16 protein-coding genes are annotated in these 16964 nt (G+C 59.9%); 10 read left to right on the top strand and 6 right to left on the bottom strand.

What is annotated here, in order from left to right; genetic code table 11:
- Window positions 1-227 precede the first annotated feature (227 nt).
- The 3 genes from ON753_RS10380 to uvrA all read right to left on the bottom strand — a co-directional run bounded on the left by ON753_RS10380 (window position 228) and on the right by uvrA (window position 4233).
- On the bottom strand, window positions 228-377 hold the full coding sequence (locus ON753_RS10380) for a DUF1127 domain-containing protein (RefSeq protein ID WP_265962444.1): 150 nt from the start codon (window positions 375-377) through the stop codon (window positions 228-230).
- Window positions 378-918: 541 nt separating this feature from the next.
- A complete protein-coding gene (locus ON753_RS10375; protein WP_265962443.1) occupies window positions 919-1071 on the bottom strand; it encodes a DUF1127 domain-containing protein in 153 nt (50 codons plus the stop codon).
- A 234-nt stretch (window positions 1072-1305) separates the two neighbouring features.
- Window positions 1306-4233, bottom strand: a complete 2928-nt coding sequence (gene uvrA / locus ON753_RS10370) for an excinuclease ABC subunit UvrA (protein ID WP_265962442.1) — start codon at window positions 4231-4233, stop codon at window positions 1306-1308.
- 583 nt (window positions 4234-4816) lie between these two features.
- Here uvrA and ON753_RS10365 point away from each other — a divergent pair.
- Window positions 4817-5341: a single-stranded DNA-binding protein gene (locus tag ON753_RS10365; RefSeq protein ID WP_265962441.1), complete on the top strand. Its 525-nt coding sequence runs from the start codon at window positions 4817-4819 to the stop codon at window positions 5339-5341.
- Between the two features lie 108 nt (window positions 5342-5449).
- Here ON753_RS10365 and ON753_RS10360 read toward each other — a convergent pair whose 3' ends face one another.
- The gene (locus tag ON753_RS10360; RefSeq protein WP_265962440.1) at window positions 5450-5635 is read right to left on the bottom strand and encodes a hypothetical protein; all 186 of its coding nucleotides are present in this window, start codon (window positions 5633-5635) and stop codon (window positions 5450-5452) included.
- A gap of 860 nt (window positions 5636-6495) precedes the next feature.
- Between ON753_RS10360 and ON753_RS10355 the strand changes: the two genes are divergently transcribed.
- Complete coding sequence (locus ON753_RS10355) at window positions 6496-8391, top strand: L,D-transpeptidase family protein (RefSeq protein ID WP_265962439.1); 1896 nt, start codon at window positions 6496-6498, stop codon at window positions 8389-8391.
- A 52-nt stretch (window positions 8392-8443) separates the two neighbouring features.
- Here the strand turns inward: ON753_RS10355 and ON753_RS10350 are convergent, their stop codons facing one another.
- Window positions 8444-9280: a zinc ABC transporter substrate-binding protein gene (locus tag ON753_RS10350; RefSeq protein WP_265962438.1), complete on the bottom strand. Its 837-nt coding sequence runs from the start codon at window positions 9278-9280 to the stop codon at window positions 8444-8446.
- Entirely contained in the window at window positions 9277-9504 is a 228-nt protein-coding gene (locus ON753_RS10345; RefSeq protein ID WP_265962437.1) for a hypothetical protein, read from the bottom strand. The genes ON753_RS10350 and ON753_RS10345 overlap by 4 nt, the downstream gene beginning before the upstream one ends.
- Before the next feature lie 182 nt (window positions 9505-9686).
- On the opposite strand from ON753_RS10345, the gene ON753_RS10340 reads away from it, so the two are divergent.
- The 8 genes from ON753_RS10340 (at window position 9687) to paaZ (ending at window position 16963) form a co-directional block, all read left to right on the top strand.
- Window positions 9687-10547: a PaaX family transcriptional regulator gene (locus tag ON753_RS10340; RefSeq protein WP_265962436.1), complete on the top strand. Its 861-nt coding sequence runs from the start codon at window positions 9687-9689 to the stop codon at window positions 10545-10547.
- A gap of 156 nt (window positions 10548-10703) precedes the next feature.
- On the top strand, window positions 10704-11693 hold the full coding sequence (gene paaA, locus ON753_RS10335) for a 1,2-phenylacetyl-CoA epoxidase subunit PaaA (RefSeq protein ID WP_265962435.1): 990 nt from the start codon (window positions 10704-10706) through the stop codon (window positions 11691-11693).
- A 6-nt stretch (window positions 11694-11699) separates the two neighbouring features.
- Complete coding sequence (locus ON753_RS10330; protein ID WP_265962434.1) at window positions 11700-12182, top strand: DUF3291 domain-containing protein; 483 nt, start codon at window positions 11700-11702, stop codon at window positions 12180-12182.
- A 22-nt stretch (window positions 12183-12204) separates the two neighbouring features.
- The gene (paaB, locus tag ON753_RS10325) at window positions 12205-12489 is read left to right on the top strand and encodes a 1,2-phenylacetyl-CoA epoxidase subunit PaaB (RefSeq protein ID WP_265962433.1); all 285 of its coding nucleotides are present in this window, start codon (window positions 12205-12207) and stop codon (window positions 12487-12489) included.
- The gene (paaC, locus tag ON753_RS10320; protein WP_265962432.1) at window positions 12489-13265 is read left to right on the top strand and encodes a 1,2-phenylacetyl-CoA epoxidase subunit PaaC; all 777 of its coding nucleotides are present in this window, start codon (window positions 12489-12491) and stop codon (window positions 13263-13265) included. Before paaB ends, paaC begins: the two co-directional genes overlap by 1 nt.
- A 4-nt stretch (window positions 13266-13269) precedes the next feature.
- On the top strand, window positions 13270-13782 hold the full coding sequence (gene paaD / locus ON753_RS10315; RefSeq protein WP_265962431.1) for a 1,2-phenylacetyl-CoA epoxidase subunit PaaD: 513 nt from the start codon (window positions 13270-13272) through the stop codon (window positions 13780-13782).
- Window positions 13783-13805: 23 nt separating this feature from the next.
- A complete protein-coding gene (locus tag ON753_RS10310) occupies window positions 13806-14879 on the top strand; it encodes a 2Fe-2S iron-sulfur cluster-binding protein (RefSeq protein WP_265962430.1) in 1074 nt (357 codons plus the stop codon).
- A gap of 35 nt (window positions 14880-14914) precedes the next feature.
- Window positions 14915-16963, top strand: a complete 2049-nt coding sequence (paaZ, locus tag ON753_RS10305) for a phenylacetic acid degradation bifunctional protein PaaZ (protein WP_265962428.1) — start codon at window positions 14915-14917, stop codon at window positions 16961-16963.
- The last annotated feature ends 1 nt before the right edge of the window (window position 16964 follow it).

Below are 16964 nucleotides of genomic sequence, written 5' to 3'. Positions count from 1 at the left end.
ATTACATCCGATCAGGCGACATCGCAATGTTTTCCCGGATCGGTGCCGTTCGCGCGCCCGGGTCAGGAGGCCGCCTGGACGGGAGGAAGCCCAGCTTACGATTACACAAAAGAAAAACGCCTGCCGGTGGGAGGAGGTACCGGCAAGCGTTTTTGAGGTTCTGCGCTTTTGCGCAGAGATCGCAACCCGAAGGATGGGAGGAGGAGGCCTTCAGGCTGCGAAACCTGTTATTTTGCGGACATACGGGCGTAGCGTGCAATGTCTGCACGGGCAATGCCCAGGTCGTCCAGTTCACGGTTCGTCAGGCCGGACAGTTCGTCATAGGTCTGACGGAAGCGTTTCCAGTTGTTGAATTTGCGAACTACTGTGTCGATCATGGTTGAGGCCTTTCGCTATCTTGTGGCCAAGGCACCGCGGATCGGCGTCTGGCCCGTTCATCTCTTACGATCTGTAGATAGAGGTTTTGTGCAGTGCACGGTAGGGGCAATTTCGCGAAGCTGGTATGCATGAAATGCAGGTCATAGAATGAGTTAAGGCTGCATTAGCCATGCAGATGCGCGCGGTCTGTCGCGCACGTTGATGGCGCCTCTTCGCACATGCACCATTTTCGCTGACAACGGGACTGATCCGCGAAGCGGTACCCCAACAGCGTGCCTTCGAGCATCTCAGACGGTTGCGAGGGGGCGGACACGCCACTGCTCAAAAGCAGCAGGAAGGCCGATTGCCTTGGGATGTTCGTACGGCGCTTGGGGTTTTATTTTCGGGAATGGCGTACGCCGGACAAACGAACGCCCGCCAGTGGGAGGAGGTACTGGCGGGCGTCGTTTCGACGTGACAGGGCTGGGAGGAGGATGCCCTGCGTGTCACACGTCCGTCGGCTGGGAGGAGGATGCCTCGGGACGCGATCTCTGAATTCTGTTAGCCGTTTACGGAACGGCGGGCGACAAACCGGATGTCGCTGCGGCAGATGCCGAGGTCGGACAGTTCGCGGGTGGACAGGCGGGACAATTCGTCAACCGCACGCCGGTAGCTCACCCAGCTGCTGTACTTTTGGCGTACTGTGTCAAACATTTTACTGTTCCTTATTACGAGAAGCGCTCACCGCTCCGCTCTGTTGTTGAACCCAGATATATTTCGCCAACCGAATTAAAAGAAGAGCTATCTCTGCATGCCTGATATGCGTTTGGTGCATTGCAGCAAAAAATGTCGCACCTCAGCTCGAGTGATTCGGAAAATGTATGAGGAATCAGCAAAATAAACTCCAGTGTGCAGCGCACACTGGAGTGGCGGTCTGATCAGGTGAGTCTATTCGGCCGCATGGGAGGCGCGTTGAGGCCGCCGCTGCAGGAGTTCCTGGAGAAACTGGCCGGTGTAGCTCTCCTTCACGTCGGCAACGTCCTCCGGCCGGCCTGTCGCCACGACCATGCCGCCGCCGTCGCCGCCCTCCGGTCCGAGATCGATGATCCAGTCCGCCGTCTTGATGACTTCCAGATTGTGTTCGATCACCAGAACCGTGTTGCCCTGGTCGGCCAGCTCGTGCAGCACGTCGAGCAACTTGGCAACATCGTGGAAATGCAGTCCGGTCGTCGGCTCGTCGAGAATGTACAGCGTGCGTCCGGTCGAGCGCTTGGAAAGCTCCTTGGCAAGCTTCACACGCTGTGCCTCGCCACCGGAAAGCGTGGTTGCCTGCTGGCCGACCTTGATATAGCCAAGACCGACGCGCGCAAGCGTGTCCATCTTGTCGCGAACGGCCGGCACGGCTGAAAAGAATTCCGCGGCTTCTTCAACCGTCATGTCGAGCACATCGGCAATGGACTTGCCCTTGAACTCCACTTCCAGCGTTTCCCGGTTGTAGCGTTTGCCCTTGCAGACGTCGCAGGTGACATAGACATCCGGCAGGAAGTGCATCTCGATCTTGATGACCCCGTCGCCCTGGCAGGCCTCGCAGCGTCCGCCCTTCACGTTGAAGGAGAAGCGCCCGGGCTGATACCCGCGGGCCTTCGCTTCCGGCATGCCGGCGAACCATTCCCGGATCGGCGTGAAGGCGCCGGTATAGGTCGCCGGGTTCGAACGCGGCGTCCGGCCGATCGGCGACTGGTCGATATCGATCACCTTGTCGAGAACTTCCAGGCCTTCGATACGGTCGTGTGGCGCGGGATTGTCGCGCGATCCGTTGAGACGGCGCGCGGCAGCCTTGTAGAGCGTGTCGATCAGGAACGTTGACTTGCCGCCGCCAGAGACGCCGGTGACGCAAGTGAAAGTGCCAAGCGGCACGTCCACATCGATATCCTTCAGATTGTTGCCGCGCGCGCCGCGCACGGAGATCTGACGCTTCTTGTTGATCTTGCGCGGACCTTCGGTCCGGCAAATCATCTTGGCGCCCGAAAGATACTGTCCCGTCAGGGAATTCGGGCTGGCCATGATTTCCGCCGGTGTGCCCTTGGCGATGATCTCGCCGCCATGAATCCCGGCGCCCGGTCCGACATCCACCACATAGTCCGCCGTCATGACCGCATCCTCGTCATGCTCGACGACGATGACCGTGTTGCCGAGATCGCGAAGATGTTTCAGCGTTTCAAGAAGACGGGCGTTGTCGCGCTGGTGCAGGCCGATCGAAGGCTCGTCCAGGACATAGAGCACGCCGGTGAGGCCGGATCCGATCTGCGAGGCCAGGCGAATACGCTGGCTTTCGCCGCCCGAAAGTGTTCCCGATGCACGCGACAGCGTCAGATATTCCAGGCCGACATCATTGAGAAACTTCAGCCTTTCCCGGATTTCCTTCAGGATGCGCCCGGCAATCTCGGTCTGCTTCGTATTCAGCGCCTCGGGAAGCTGCTCGAACCAGTCGCTTGCCTGCCGGATGGAATATTGGGTGATCTCACCGATATGCATGCCGGCGATCTTGACGGCGAGCGCCTCCGGTTTCAGGCGGAAGCCGTTGCAGGCCGGGCAGGCGTGGTCGGACTGGAAGCGCGACAGTTCCTCGCGCACCCAGCTGGATTCGGTTTCCCGCCACCGCCGCTCGACATTGCCGATCACCCCCTCGAATGTCTTTTCGGTACGGTAGCTCCTGACGCCGTCGTCATAGATGAACTCGATTTTCGTGTTGCCGGTCCCGTGGAGAATGGCATCCTGCACGTCCTCTGGCAGATCCTTCCACGGCGTTGCCATGGAAATCCGGAAATGGTTGCTGAGTGCTTCCAGGGTTTGCGTGTAATAGGGCGAGGTCGACCCGGTCTTCGCCCACGGCAGCACGGCGCCTTCGCGAAGGGACAGGGAGTGATCCGGCACGACGAGATCCTCCTCGAACGCGAGCGTGGTTCCCAGGCCGTCACAGGTCGGGCAGGCACCGAAGGGATTGTTGAACGAGAACAGCCGGGGTTCGATTTCCGAAATCGTGAACCCGGAAACCGGACAGGCAAATTTCTCGGAAAAGATCATCCGCTTCGGATCGCCGTTCTCATCGGTCTGATCGGCAAACTCGGCAACTGCGATCCCGTCGGCCAGCTTAAGCGCGGTTTCGAGGGAATCGGCCAGCCGGCCCGCGATATCATCGCGCACGACAATCCGGTCCACGACAACATCGATGTCATGCTTGAACTTCTTGTCGAGGGCAGGGGCGTCGGCGATTTCGTGAAAGGTGCCGTCGATCTTGACGCGCTGGAAGCCCTTCTTCATCAGCTCCGCCAGTTCCTTGCGGTACTCGCCTTTCCGGCCGCGCACCATAGGCGCCAGAAGATATAGGCGCGCACCTTCTTCCAGCTCCAGCACCCTGTCCACCATCTGGCTGATCGTCTGGCTTTCGATCGGCAGGCCTGTTGCCGGCGAATAGGGAATTCCGACCCGCGCGAACAGGAGGCGCATATAGTCGTAGATCTCGGTGACGGTGCCCACCGTGGAGCGTGGATTGCGCGAGGTGGTTTTCTGTTCGATGGAAATGGCCGGCGAAAGACCGTCGATCTGGTCGACATCCGGCTTCTGCATCATCTCCAGGAACTGGCGCGCATAGGCGGACAGGCTTTCCACGTAGCGGCGCTGGCCCTCCGCATAAATCGTATCGAAGGCGAGCGAAGATTTTCCCGATCCCGACAGGCCGGTCATCACGATCAGCTTGTCCCGCGGCAGATCGATATCCACGCCTTTCAGGTTATGTTCCCGGGCGCCGCGGATACTGATCATCTTTGTCGGATCCTTTTTCCAGGCGTCCGTCTGAGAGACCTTGGATGTCGTCATTCTCACTCTTCCTGAGCTCATGCACGGGTGGAAATGCGCGCCGGGTGCATGGTGTTGGATATATCAGCCGCCGCCGCAGGCCGGTTCGGCATACCCCCGATATAGCAGTTTGGAGCTTCGCTTCCAGTGATGCATTTGCCACTATGCCGGGATGCTATCGGATGCGATGTCTGATTGAATTGCTTTTACAGAAATGGTAAGAACAAAACAAGTACATCTTGCCAGTTGATGTCAGGAGAATTGAACTGCTGACGGACGCCGGCTCCGGCCACCGCGAATAATCCGGGCAATAGCATTTGGCAGGGCAGGCCATATGTGGGGTAAACTGCATGGCGATACAACTGTGACCGGGACCGTCGGCGCCGAAAATCGAACCGCGGTTTTCGAAATCGCCAGGGGCCAAGCTCCTGCGCTGTGGAAAATCGGTGCCTGAAGGCGAAAAAGCAGGCGGAGCCGTTGGCGGGCCGTTAGGCTTCTGCTTTCTTGCAGCAACGCTTGCAATGCGGATTGACTGGCCCGCCACGTGCCGCAGAAGCACGGGAAATGCCGGACGAACCGTTAAGAGAACAAACAGGAGTGCAGAATGGCGGGCAGCGTCAATAAAGTCATTTTGGTCGGCAACTTGGGAGCCGATCCGGAAATTCGCCGGACGCAGGACGGTCGTCCGATCGCCAATCTGCGGATCGCAACGTCCGAGAGCTGGCGGGACCGCAACACCGGCGAACGCCGTGAAAAGACCGAATGGCACCGGGTGGTGATCTTCAACGAAGGGCTTTGCAAGGTCTGTGAAAATTACCTGCGCAAGGGCGCCAAGGTCTACATCGAAGGCCAGTTGCAGACCCGCAAGTGGCAGGACCAATCCGGCCAGGAGCGTTATTCGACGGAGGTCGTTCTGCAGGGCTTCAACTCGACCTTGACCATGCTGGATGGCCGGGGCGAGGGCGGTGGCCAGCAGAGCAGTCCTCCAGACTATGGCAACGAACCACAGGGCGGCAGCTTCGGCGGTGGCTCTGGTGGCGGCAGCGGATATGGCGGCGGCGGCGGCTTCGGTGGCCCGTCCGGCGGTGGCGGCGGTGCCGGTCCGATGGACGACGAGATTCCGTTCTAGAACAACCTGCTTTCGGCTTGAACAGGCGAATGCGGCACAGCGGGCCGCGTTCAGAAACCTGTGTCACTTAAAGGGCGGCCCTGCTCACGCAGGGCGGCTTGGCTCCTTTTAGCCTCCGACACTCGGGTCGTAGGGCGTGCTCGGGTCATCTTCGCCGCCGTAGTATTCGTCGCTGGTGCCGAGGCCGCAGTGATAAACGGCCTCTTCAGCGCTCGTGTCGCCGCCGGTTATCGGTGCGCCGTTATGGTGGGCGAATTCGTGAATGATGGTCGCCAGGACCATCCAGCGCCCCATCTTGAAAGCCCGGTCGCCGACGGCAATTTCACCGCTTGCGGCGTGGATCTCGCCGTAAAGGGGGAAATCGTCGGACCGTAATTCACCCAGATGCGGCTGTCTCCGATCATGTCGGACAGGCTGCGCCTGTTGGGCAGCTTCCGGAAATAGGCGTTGCAGCTCGGATTGTTCTTGACCATCCTGAAAAGCTTGCTCCGCGCCCATTTGAGGGTGGCGTATTGAGTGGAATTGAAACGGGTGTACTTTGAAACCGACGAGGTATGATCCCCGACATTGAATTGAAAAGTCGACATTTCCTGTGCTCCGATCGTTTTCACCTATTCGTGAGATCGATATAGGCTGCCTCCCGACCCCCGAGCGTGACAAAGGTCACGTTACGGAGCTTTGCCCGTTTGGCCGGAGATTTCTGCAGTGTCTGCTGGTTCAATGTAGCTGTCCTGAGAGCGCTCGCTCTGCCTGGCTCCTGAAAAGCGGCATATTCGTCACACCGATTTGAATTTAAATCCTCTGAACTGCGGCGTGCCTTAACCACTGAAAAAGCCTGATATAGTATCACCTAACTCTGGGCCCGTGCCCTGAATCGGTCAAGCGCGATTGTCGGCGGTTTTCGCAAAGAGAAGCGGCTGGCGACAGGATTGTGCGGCAATAATGACGGTACGAGCAGCTTATTCTTTGGCAGGGAACGAAACCGTCCGGGTGGACAGGGCGTTGTACCGGATGAAAATGAATTCACGGATTTACAGGTTGAAATAATGCGAGCAGATAAATTGGGGCACGGCGAGCTAACCGACGAGGGTAGCGCAATTGCGTTGAAGAGATGTTCCCGCAATGCCCTGGGAAACTCTATCAAGGCCGGTCTGATGGCGACGGTACTTGCCACGGGGCTGAACGCCGCGGCAATTGAAACGACCTCCGCCCAAGGTTTCTTCCAGCGCCTGTTCAATCCGGAAGCTCACCGCATGCAGCAGCAGCGTGAGCTCCAGGCGGAGCGCCGCGAGCGCATCCCCAACGTGACAGTATCCTCGCCCCGCTATCTCAATTATTCGCCGGATAGCTGGAAGACGGTCTCCCTGGCACCGCTTTCCGAGAAGAAAACGGCAGAAGTCCAACCGGATCCTCAGGGACCGGAAACCGAGGCAGACGCAGGGATCCAGACCGAGGTCGACACCGTCCGGCCGGAACCCGTCATTCTGACGGCCTTTGATGAGGTGCGCCCGGTGCTGAAAGACATGTCGCTGACGGTTCTTCCGGAAGTCGGAGAGGCGCTGCTCGCATATTACCGCGATCACCCGAACTTCGTCTGGGTAAAAGACGGCAAACCGACGGAAAAGTCGGCACAGGCACGCCGCGCCCTTGCCGAGGCAGGCAGATATGCCCTCAACCCGGCAGACTACGTCGTGCAGACGCCGGCGGAAGCTGGCCTTGAGGACGCTGAACGCGATGCCGCGATGATGCGCTTCGAAATGGAAATGAGTGCGGCGGTGCTTACCTATGTGCTGGATGCAAAACGGGGCCGGGTCGATCCGAACCGCATTTCCCAGTACCACGATCTGCCGCGGCACGATGTCGATCTGGTTGCCTCGCTGGAAAAGGTTTCTGCGGCAGACAGTCCCGCCGTGGCGCTGGAAAAGGCTCAGCCGCAAAACGATCATTTCAGAAAACTCACCGCCGAACTGGCGCGCCTGAAAGCCGAAGACGAAGAAACCGATCAGATCGTTATCGCTCCGGGAACATTCCTGAAGGCCGGAGACTCCAGCCCGGAAATGAAAAACATCGTTGCGGCGATCAGGAAGAACGGCTCGCAGGACCTGAAGACCGCCCACGCCGAAACCCTCGAAGCCTATGACGGTTCGGACCTCTATACGCCCGAACTCGTCGAGCTGGTCCGCGCCTTTCAGAAAGAGGCCAAGCTGACGGCGGACGGAATTGTCGGCAAGAACACCATCACCGCGATGGTGGGGGAGACCAATGCGGCCAAGATTGCCAAGGTGGAGCTGGCGATGGAACGCAGTCGCTGGATTCCCGAAGATCTCGGCGAACGCAAGGTGTTCATCAACCAGGCCTCCTTCACCGCGACCTATACATCCCCCGGTGACGTCCCGCTGTCGATGCGCGTGGTCGTTGGGACAAAATCCAATCAGACCAACTTCTTCTACGACAAGATCGAGGTTGTCGAATACAACCCGTATTGGGGCGTTCCATACTCGATCATCGTCAACGAAATGCTGCCGAAGCTTGCGAAGGATCCCAGCTATCTGGATCGCGCCGGCTATGAAGTCACCACGCCCGGCGGGCGTCAGATTTCGTCAGCTGCCGTGGACTGGTATGCGGTCGCAACCAAGCAGCAATCGGTCAATGTTCGCCAGTATCCGGGCAGCTCCAATGCGCTTGGCGAGGTGAAGATCCTCTTTCCGAACAAGCATCACATCTACATGCACGACACGCCGGCCAAGAATCTCTTCGCAAAGGATATGCGCGCCTACAGCCATGGCTGTATCCGTTTGCAGGACCCGAAGGCGATGGCTGCCGCAGTGCTTGGAAAATCGAAGGAATACGTCACATCCCGCATCGGGAACGGACAGAACGAGCAGGAGCAGGTGACCGGCGATATCCCGGTCTATGTCTCCTACTTCACCGCCTGGCCCGAGCTTGACGGCTCAATCGCCTACTACACCGACGTCTACGACCGCGACCGCTACCTTCTGCAGGCGATCGAGAAAACGGAAGAGGCCCGGGCAAAGGCCCGGACCTCCTGACAGATCATGAGCTGAAAAGAAACCGCCGGACACGTTCCGGCGGTTTTTTGATTCAGGACTGGCCGTTGAGGCAGGCGGCAAGCGATCCGGACAGGTTTTCAAGGAGTTGCGGATATAGATCCGGACCGTTGGCAAGGTCGGTGCCGAGAGGGTCGAGCGTTCCCTTGCGGGCATTGCTGCCCTCCAGAACCACGTCCACCAGTTTGGCATCGAATTGCGGTTCCTGGAAAACGCAGACCACGCCCAGTTCCTTGATCCGGTCCTGAATCGCCGCAACCCTGTCGGCGCTCGACAGTGCTTCAGGCGAGACGGTGACCGACCCGCTCGCTTCAATTTCGAAATGATGTTCGAAGTGGTGATAAGCGTCGTGGAAAACAACGAACTTCTTGTCTGAAAGCGGTTCCAGCTCTGCTCTTATCTCCTGCTCCAGAGTTTCGATACGGCTAGTGAACTTAGCGGCATTTTCCCGGTAGGTCGCCGCATTGCCGGGATCGAGTTCCGCGAGCGTCTCGGCCATCACACCGGCGATCGCGATGCCGTTTTCCGGATTCAGCCAGAGATGCGGATCATGCGCCTCGACGTGCTCGTGTCCGGCCTCGTGCGCATCATCCTCGTGATACTCATGGGCGGCATGTTCCTCATGAGTTTCCTCGCCCTCGTGCTCGCCGTGGGCCTCCTCATGCTCATCGCCATGATCGTGATCGTGGCTGTCGAAGCTTGTCCCTTCGCGGATATCGAGATGATGAATTCCGGCCGACTCCATGAACTCCACGACGACGGCATCGTCGGCCATCGATTCGATCGGCTTTGCAAGGGCCGGTGCAAGTTCCGGACCCACCCAGAAAACGGCACTCGCCTCTTGCAACAGGGCGGCCTGGGACGGTTTCAACGCAAAGCCGTGGGGGAAGACGCGCCGTCGATCAGGATATGCGGCGTTCCGACGCCCTCCATGACGGCGGTGGCAATAGAGTGCAGCGGTTTGATCGTGGTCACGACCGAAGGGGTTTCGGCGTTCGCCGTGGCTGTCGCGAGGGTCAGGCACGCCGCAGCCGCCGGGGCAAGGCCGTGGCGGAGGGTTCGGACGGAGGAATTGAGCAAGGAGCGGGAATGCATGTGTTTGACTTCCAATCATGTAACTTTATTACACGTAATTGTATAACGTCTGTTGTTGCCCGGTGCAAGACGTCTTCCAATGCTCGCGCATCGCCTTCGGCCCAGGACCGGAACCCGTAACGCTTGGTTTGTCTCGCGCTCGGAGATAAGGTCGCAAAAAACACCGATGGATCAGATGCTTCATGCAAACCTGTGTCGAACTCCTGGCGAATGACGTTCTAAAGCCCTTTCCCCCAAAGGCCGCCCAGCTGATCGTCACCATCTATGGTGACATCGTCGAGCCGCGTGGAGGCGTGCTCTGGATGGGGGATCTCATCCGCCTGTGCGCCGGATTCGGCGTGAACGAATCCCTGGTTCGCACGGCGGTCTCCCGCCTCGTGTCCAAGGGCCAATTGGCAGGCCAGCGGGACGGGCGTCGCAGCTTCTACGCCCTGACGCCCGATGCCCGCAACGAATACCATATTGCGGCCGAGCTCTTTTACGGACCGGAGGACGGCGAGTGCGACTGGATCATTACGCATTGTCCGGATCCGCAGGACCAGAGCATTCTCATGAGCCATGGTTTTGCATGCCTTGGGGCAGATATTCATGCCAGTGCCGATCGCCCCGGGCGCCCAGTGCTCGGAACCGCCTTCCGGGCCACCGCCCTTCGGCCGGAAGCGCAAGACCTGAAGGCGCTTGTGAGCTCCGCCTTCGATCTTCAGGCACTCTCCGCCGACTATGCAGTGTTCATAAACGGATTTCGCACGATGAAGAGCGTCGTGGCCGAAAACGCGGCGGGTGAGACCGCGTTGCTTCTCAGACTGGCGCTGGTTCATGCCTACCGGGCGATCCGGCTGAGGGACCCCCGCTTGCCCCCGTCCGTTCTCCCGGATGATTGGCCGGGCTTTGGAGCCCACCGCCTTTTCGCTGAACTCTATGTAGGATTGTCGGTTGCCGCCGATGTGCATATCGGCCGGCATCTTCTCGATCAGAACGGCTATTTGCCGGAAAAGCCGCCTGCAGTCGAGGCGAGACTGATCTCGCTGGCCGCCAGACTCTAAAGCCGGAGGGGCCCGGATACGGGCCGCTCCAGAGCCGCCGGGCAGGTTCCATCTGACCCGGCAACAAAACATCACAAAAAAGTTGCAAAACAAACTTTTTCTGTGACGTATTCTGCGTTATCCTGTCGCAAGTTGAATGTGGCGAAAGGAGGCGTCATGTATGCGCAGATGGTGAAAACCGATGCGTCCGGTCTTCGCGACATATCCGAAATGTCTGAAGAAGAGCGCGCGTTTCAGGAGCGGATCGATCGGGGCGACAAAATCGAGCCGAACGACTGGATGCCGGACGGCTATCGAAAGACCTTGATCCGCCAGATCGGTCAGCACGCTCATTCCGAAATCGTCGGACAGCTGCCGGAGGGCAACTGGATCACCCGCGCGCCAACGCTGGAGCGCAAGGCCATCTTGCTGGCTAAGGTTCAGGACGAGGCGGGCCACGGGCTCTATCTGTATTGCGCGGCCGAGACACTTGGGGTGAGCCGGGACGAGCTGATCGAGCTCCTGCATGCGGGCAAGATGAAATATTCGTCCATATTCAATTATCCGACGCTGAACTGGGCCGATATCGGCGCCATCGGCTGGCTGGTGGACGGTGCCGCGATCATGAACCAGGTGCCGCTGCAGCGAACGTCCTTCGGGCCTTACGCCCGCGCCATGGTCCGCATCTGCAAGGAAGAAAGCTTCCACCAGCGTCAGGGCTTCGACATCATGATGAAGATGGCGCGCGGCACGCAGGACCTGCGGCGGATGGCGCAGGATGCGCTTGACCGGTACTGGTATCCGTCGCTGATGATGTTCGGTCCGTCGGACAAGGAGTCGGTCCATTCCGCCCAGTCGATGGCATGGAAAATCAAGATCAACACCAATGACGAGCTGCGTCAGAAATTCGTCGACCAGACGGCGCCGCAGGCAGACTATCTGGGTCTGAAGATCCCCGACGAGAAGCTGAGATGGAACGAGGAGAAGGGCGGCTACGATTTCTCCGAGCCTGACTGGAACGAATTCTTTGAAGTGCTGAAGGGGAACGGTCCGTGCAACAGGGAACGGTTGGGTGCACGGATAAGGGCCTGGGACGACGGGGCATGGGTGCGCGAAGGATTGATGGCACATGCTGAAAAACAGGCCATCCGGCCGGCAGCGGAGTAGGACGCGATGCGTGACCATCACATAGCAGAACTGAATGTTGCCCGTCTGAAGCACGACATCAACGATCCGCGGATAGCCGACTTCGTCAACAATCTGAACCGGGTCAACGCCGCTGCCGAACGCACGCCAGGATTCGTGTGGCGGCTGAAGGATGACACCGGCAATTCCGTCGCCATGGCCGTCGCGAACGATCCGATGGTGATCCCCAATCTTTCGGTCTGGCAAAGCGTCGAAGCGCTTGAAAGTTTCGTTTTTAGAACCGTTCACAAGCGGTTCTACGATCGGCGCTCGGAATGGTTTGAGGTCATGGACCGGATGCACTTCGTCATGTGGCCGGTCCCCGCGGGACATCAGCCGACTCTGGAAGAGGCGTGGCAGCGGCTGGACTATCTCAACACCAACGGGTCGTCAGACCATGCCTTTGGCTGGGACCATGTGGCAACGGCCAGCCTGTGGCGGTCGGCACGTTGCAGCGGTTCGGCGGCGTGAGCATGGAAGGCGGAGAAAAGAGATGAAAAAGGAATGGCCGCTTTGGGAAGTGTTCATCCGGGGGCAGCACGGTCTCAATCACCGGCACGTCGGCTCGCTGCACGCGCCGGATGCTGAGATGGCGATCAAGAATGCCCGGGATGTTTACACACGGCGCAAGGAAGGCGTCTCCATCTGGGTCGTACCCTCCGCTCAGATCACGGCATCTGACCCGGCTGCAAAGGATGCCCTGTTCGAGCCCTCCATGGACAAGATCTACCGGCACCCGAGTTTCTATGACATTCCGGATGACGTCGGGAAAATGTGATGACTGAAGCGAGCGATTTGATCGCAAACGATATTCTGTTCGATTGGCTGCTGCGCCGCGGCGACACGGCGCTCGTTCTCGGGCACCGCGTATCGGAATGGTGCGGCCATGCGCCCGCGCTCGAGGAGGATATCGCGCTCGCCAATGTCGCGCTCGACCTGATCGGACAGGCACGCCTTTGGCTCAGCTACGCAGGGGAGGTGGAAGGCAAGGGGCGCGGAGAGAACGAACTGGCTTTTCTGCGCGATGCCTGGGACTTCCGCAATCTCCTGCTGGCCGAACAGCCCAATGGCGATTTCGGCCAGACCCTGATGCGGCAATTCCTCATCGAGGCCTATGATCTGCCGCTGCTGAGGGCCCTGGAGCGTTCGGCCGATGAAAGGATCGCCGCAATAGCCGCCAAAGCCGGCAAGGAGACCGCATACCACCTCGACCGGTCATCGGATCTTGTGATCAGGCTCGGAGATGGCACGTCGGAAAGCCATGCGCGTATGCAATCGGCCCTCGATACGCTCTGGCCCTTTTCCGGCGAGATGTTTTGCGGCGACGGGGTGGATGATGCGATGTCGGACGCCGGCCTGGCTCCGAAACCCGAAAGCCTCAAGCCGGCCTGGACTGAAACGGTGGAGGCGGTGTTGGCCGAGGCAACGCTGACCCGCCCGCAGTCGGATTTTGCCCATTCGGGCGGCTTGAGCGGCCGGCACACGGAGCATCTGGGCCATCTTCTGGCGCAAATGCAGTTTCTGCAGCGCGCCTATCCGGGCGCTACGTGGTGACTTGATGCAAGTGGCAACCGAGACCGTCTGGCAGTGGCTCTCCGAGGTTTCCGACCCGGAAATCCCGGTTCTGTCGCTGACCGACCTGGGCGTGATCCGCGATGTCAGGTGGGAGGCGGACACTCTCGTGGTCACGGTGACGCCGACCTATACCGGCTGTCCGGCGACCGCGGTGATCAATCTCGATATCGAAACGAAACTGCGGGCCTGCGGCATTGATGAGCTGCGCCTGGAGCAGAAACTCAGCCCGCCCTGGACCACCGACTGGCTGAGTGAGGAGGGGCGGGAAAAACTGCGCCAATACGGCATTGCGCCTCCCGTCGAACGCAAGAGCGGCGATAAAGCCGAGGCCGGAAGGATCTCCAGGCTCACGGGACGTGCCGGTCTCGTGATTGCGTGTCCCCGCTGCGGTTCAGAGAATACGGAAAAAATCAGCCAGTTCGGTTCCACGCCCTGCAAGGCTGCCTACCGCTGCAGGTCCTGCCTGGAACCCTTCGACTATTTCAAGTGTCATTAGCAGACGAATTCGGGAGGAAGGACATGTCGCGGTTTCACGCCCTGACGGTCACGGAAGTGACGGCGGACACGCGCGATGCCGTCGTCGTGACCTTGCGGCCCGGGCCGGGGGACGAGGAGCTTTTCCGCTTCACGCAAGGCCAGTACCTCACCTTCCGGCGGCATTTCGACGACCATGAAGTGCGGCGGTGCTATTCGATCTGCGCGGGCGCCGACGACGGGGCCTTGAAGGTCGGTATCAAACGTGTCGACGGCGGCGCTTTCTCCTGCTGGGCCAATGAGGACCTCAAGGCCGGAGACACGGTGGAAGCCATGCCGCCGCTCGGGAGCTTCTTCGCGCCGCTTGAACCGGAAAAGGCCAAATTCTACGCCGGTTTCGCCGGCGGCTCCGGGATAACGCCCATCTTGTCCATCCTGAAAACGGTGCTGGCGCGTGAGCCGGACGCGCAGTTCACGCTGGTTTATGCCAATCGCCAGGTGTCTTCGATCATGTTCCGTGAAGAACTGGAGGACTTGAAAAACCGATATCTCGGCCGGCTGCAGATCATTCACATCCTGAAAAGCGATGCGCAGGATACGGAACTGTTTTCCGGCCGCATCGATGAGCTCAAGCTGGAAGAGCTGTTCCAGGCGCTTATCGACCCTCAGGACATCGATCAGGCGTTTTTGTGCGGCCCGCACGGCATGATGGAAACCGTGCGCCGCAGCCTGGAAATACACGGGCTGGCGGCAGACCGGATCAAGCAGGAACTCTTCAAATCCGACCAGCCTGGCCGCTTGCCGCAGAGGGAACGATCACCGGCCGCCGACCCGAGGGCCAAGGAAGCCGATCTCAAACTGACCCACGACGGCACGACCCGCGAAATTCACATGGAAGCGGGCGAGACCATCCTGGAGGCCGCCCACAGGCACGATATCGATGCGCCCTATTCCTGCTGCGCGGGCGTTTGTTCCACATGCCGGGGCAGACTGCTGGAGGGCGAGGTGGAAATGGCGGCGAACCATGCGCTGGAAGATGATGAAATCCGCAACGGGTTCATCCTCACATGTCAATCGCGACCGCTGACCAAGCGTCTTGTCGTCACCTACGATGCCTGAACGCCGACCCTTTGCTCTGAACAGGATCTGATCTCATGACTGCGGTACCACAAATGCGGGTTCTCGAAAGCTATCTGGCCGGCGCCTGGAGGGTGGGAAAAGGTGACGGCCAGGAACTTCTGGATGCCTCCACCGGTGCGCCGGTCGCCCGTATCGATGCTTCGGATCTCGATCTCGCAGAAGCCCTGGACCATGGCCGCAGGATCGGCGGCAAGGCCCTGCGCAAGATGAGCTATCACGAGCGCGCGCTGATGCTGAAGGCGCTGGCGCAGGCATTGATGGACAAGAAGGAACTCTTCTACGAGGAAAGTTTCGCCACCGGCGCCACGCGCAAGGACAGCTGGATCGACATTGAGGGCGGCATCGGCACGCTCTTTGCCATGTCGTCGAAGGCGCGTCGTGAAATGCCGAACACCCGTGTCTTCGTCGAAGGCGCAGCGGAGCCGCTTTCCCGGGACGACACGTTTTCAGGGCAGCACGTCCTGACGCCTCTCCAGGGTATCGCCGTCCATATCAACGCATTCAACTTTCCCTGCTGGGGCATGCTGGAAAAGATCGCGCCCGCTCTTATCGCAGGCGTGCCATGCCTGGTGAAGCCTGCCAGCCAGACCGCGTATCTCACCGAACTGATGGTGCGGCAGATCCTTCAAACCGGCATCCTGCCGGAAGGCTCCTTGCAGCTCTTGTGCGGATCCGCCGGCGACCTGGTCGACCACGTCACCGGGCAGGACATCGTGACCTTCACCGGCTCTGCCGCGACCGGTCAGATGCTGCGCCGCCATCCGGCAATCGTTCAGAACTCTGTCCGGTTCACGATGGAGGCCGACAGTCTCAACGCGGCCGTTCTCGGCCCGGATGCGGCTCCCGGAGAGCCGGAATTCGAGCTTTTCGTGAAAGAGGTCGTCCGGGAGATGACCGCAAAGGCCGGTCAGAAATGCACCGCCATCCGGCGCATCATCGTTCCAAGGAAGATGGCGCCAACCGTAGCGGACGCCCTGAACGAGCGGCTTTCACGGCTGGTCATCGGCAACCCGCGCGATGAAAACGTGACGATGGGACCGCTCGCTTCCTTGAACCAGCGGCAAGAGGTTCTCGCCCGGATCGACGAGCTCAGGTCCGATGCTGCAGTGGTGTCCGGGCCGGTCGGAGATCTTCCCGAAAGCGGCGCATTCGGATCGCCGGTCCTGCTCCACTGTGACAGGCCACTGGCCTGCGAAGCGGTGCATACCATCGAGGCCTTCGGTCCCGTTGCGACCCTCATGCCTTACGACGATGTGGACGAAGCAGTCGAGCTGACCCACAAGGGCAAGGGCTCGCTGGTCGCGTCGGTCTTCACCAACGATCCGGGCGTTGCAGAAGAAATGGTTCTCGGCATGGCGCCTTTCCATGGGCGGATCATGATCGGCAATCGCCAGAGCGCCAGGTCCTCGACCGGCCACGGCTCACCGTTGCCCATGCTTGTCCATGGTGGTCCCGGCCGGGCGGGCGGAGGCGAGGAACTCGGCGGCATCCGGGCGATCAAGCATTACATGCAGCGCACGGCGGTGCAGGGTGCACCGGCGCTCCTCGGCGCCGTTACCGGCCGATGGGTCCAGGGAGCGCCCGGCAAGGCAGACAGCCGCCATCCGTTCCGGAAATCGCTGGCCGAGCTCAGGATCGGAGACCAGCTCACGACCCGATCGAGAAATGTTTCCCTGGAGGATATCGAGCATTTTGCACAGTTCACCGGCGACACGTTCTATGCCCATATGGACGAAGACGCGGCCGGTCGGAACCCGTTCTTTGATGGCAGGGTCGCGCATGGCTATCTGATCGTCTCCTTCGCCGCGGGCCTGTTCGTCGATCCCGAGGAAGGGCCGGTTCTTGCCAATTACGGTGTCGACAATCTGCGTTTCATGACGCCGGTCAACGCGGGAGACGCGCTGAAGGTACAACTGACTGCAAAGGAGATTTCGCCGCGCATTTCGGCAGATTACGGCGAAGTCCGATGGGACTGCCTGGTCACCAATCAAAAGGACGAGCCGGTCGCCCGGTATGACGTCCTGACCCTGGTGGCCAAAGAGTGGTCGCAAACCGCGCCCTGAC

Origin of the sequence: Roseibium salinum, from assembly GCF_026240905.1 — a bacterium.
Taxonomy (GTDB): Bacteria; Pseudomonadota; Alphaproteobacteria; order Rhizobiales; family Stappiaceae; genus Roseibium; species Roseibium salinum.
The sequence above is the reverse complement of the archived record's forward strand: the minus strand, read 5'-3'. Positions and strand labels throughout refer to the sequence as shown.

Bases quoted from the DNA above. Each gene is read 5' to 3' on its own strand.
- ON753_RS10380 (WP_265962444.1), bottom strand. From the start codon at position 377: ATGATCGACACAGTAGTTCGCAAATTCAACAACTGGAAACGCTTCCGT.
- ON753_RS10375 (WP_265962443.1), bottom strand. From the start codon at position 1,071: ATGTTTGACACAGTACGCCAAAAGTACAGCAGCTGGGTGAGCTACCGG.
- uvrA (WP_265962442.1), bottom strand. From the start codon at position 4,233: ATGACGACATCCAAGGTCTCTCAGACGGACGCCTGGAAAAAGGATCCG.
- ON753_RS10365 (WP_265962441.1), top strand. From the start codon at position 4,817: ATGGCGGGCAGCGTCAATAAAGTCATTTTGGTCGGCAACTTGGGAGCC.
- ON753_RS10360 (WP_265962440.1), bottom strand. From the start codon at position 5,635: ATGGGGCGCTGGATGGTCCTGGCGACCATCATTCACGAATTCGCCCAC.
- ON753_RS10355 (WP_265962439.1), top strand. From the start codon at position 6,496: ATGGCGACGGTACTTGCCACGGGGCTGAACGCCGCGGCAATTGAAACG.
- ON753_RS10345 (WP_265962437.1), bottom strand. From the start codon at position 9,504: ATGCATTCCCGCTCCTTGCTCAATTCCTCCGTCCGAACCCTCCGCCAC.
- ON753_RS10340 (WP_265962436.1), top strand. From the start codon at position 9,687: ATGCAAACCTGTGTCGAACTCCTGGCGAATGACGTTCTAAAGCCCTTT.
- paaA (WP_265962435.1), top strand. From the start codon at position 10,704: ATGTATGCGCAGATGGTGAAAACCGATGCGTCCGGTCTTCGCGACATA.
- ON753_RS10330 (WP_265962434.1), top strand. From the start codon at position 11,700: ATGCGTGACCATCACATAGCAGAACTGAATGTTGCCCGTCTGAAGCAC.
- paaB (WP_265962433.1), top strand. From the start codon at position 12,205: ATGAAAAAGGAATGGCCGCTTTGGGAAGTGTTCATCCGGGGGCAGCAC.
- paaC (WP_265962432.1), top strand. From the start codon at position 12,489: ATGACTGAAGCGAGCGATTTGATCGCAAACGATATTCTGTTCGATTGG.
- paaD (WP_265962431.1), top strand. From the start codon at position 13,270: ATGCAAGTGGCAACCGAGACCGTCTGGCAGTGGCTCTCCGAGGTTTCC.
- ON753_RS10310 (WP_265962430.1), top strand. From the start codon at position 13,806: ATGTCGCGGTTTCACGCCCTGACGGTCACGGAAGTGACGGCGGACACG.
- paaZ (WP_265962428.1), top strand. From the start codon at position 14,915: ATGACTGCGGTACCACAAATGCGGGTTCTCGAAAGCTATCTGGCCGGC.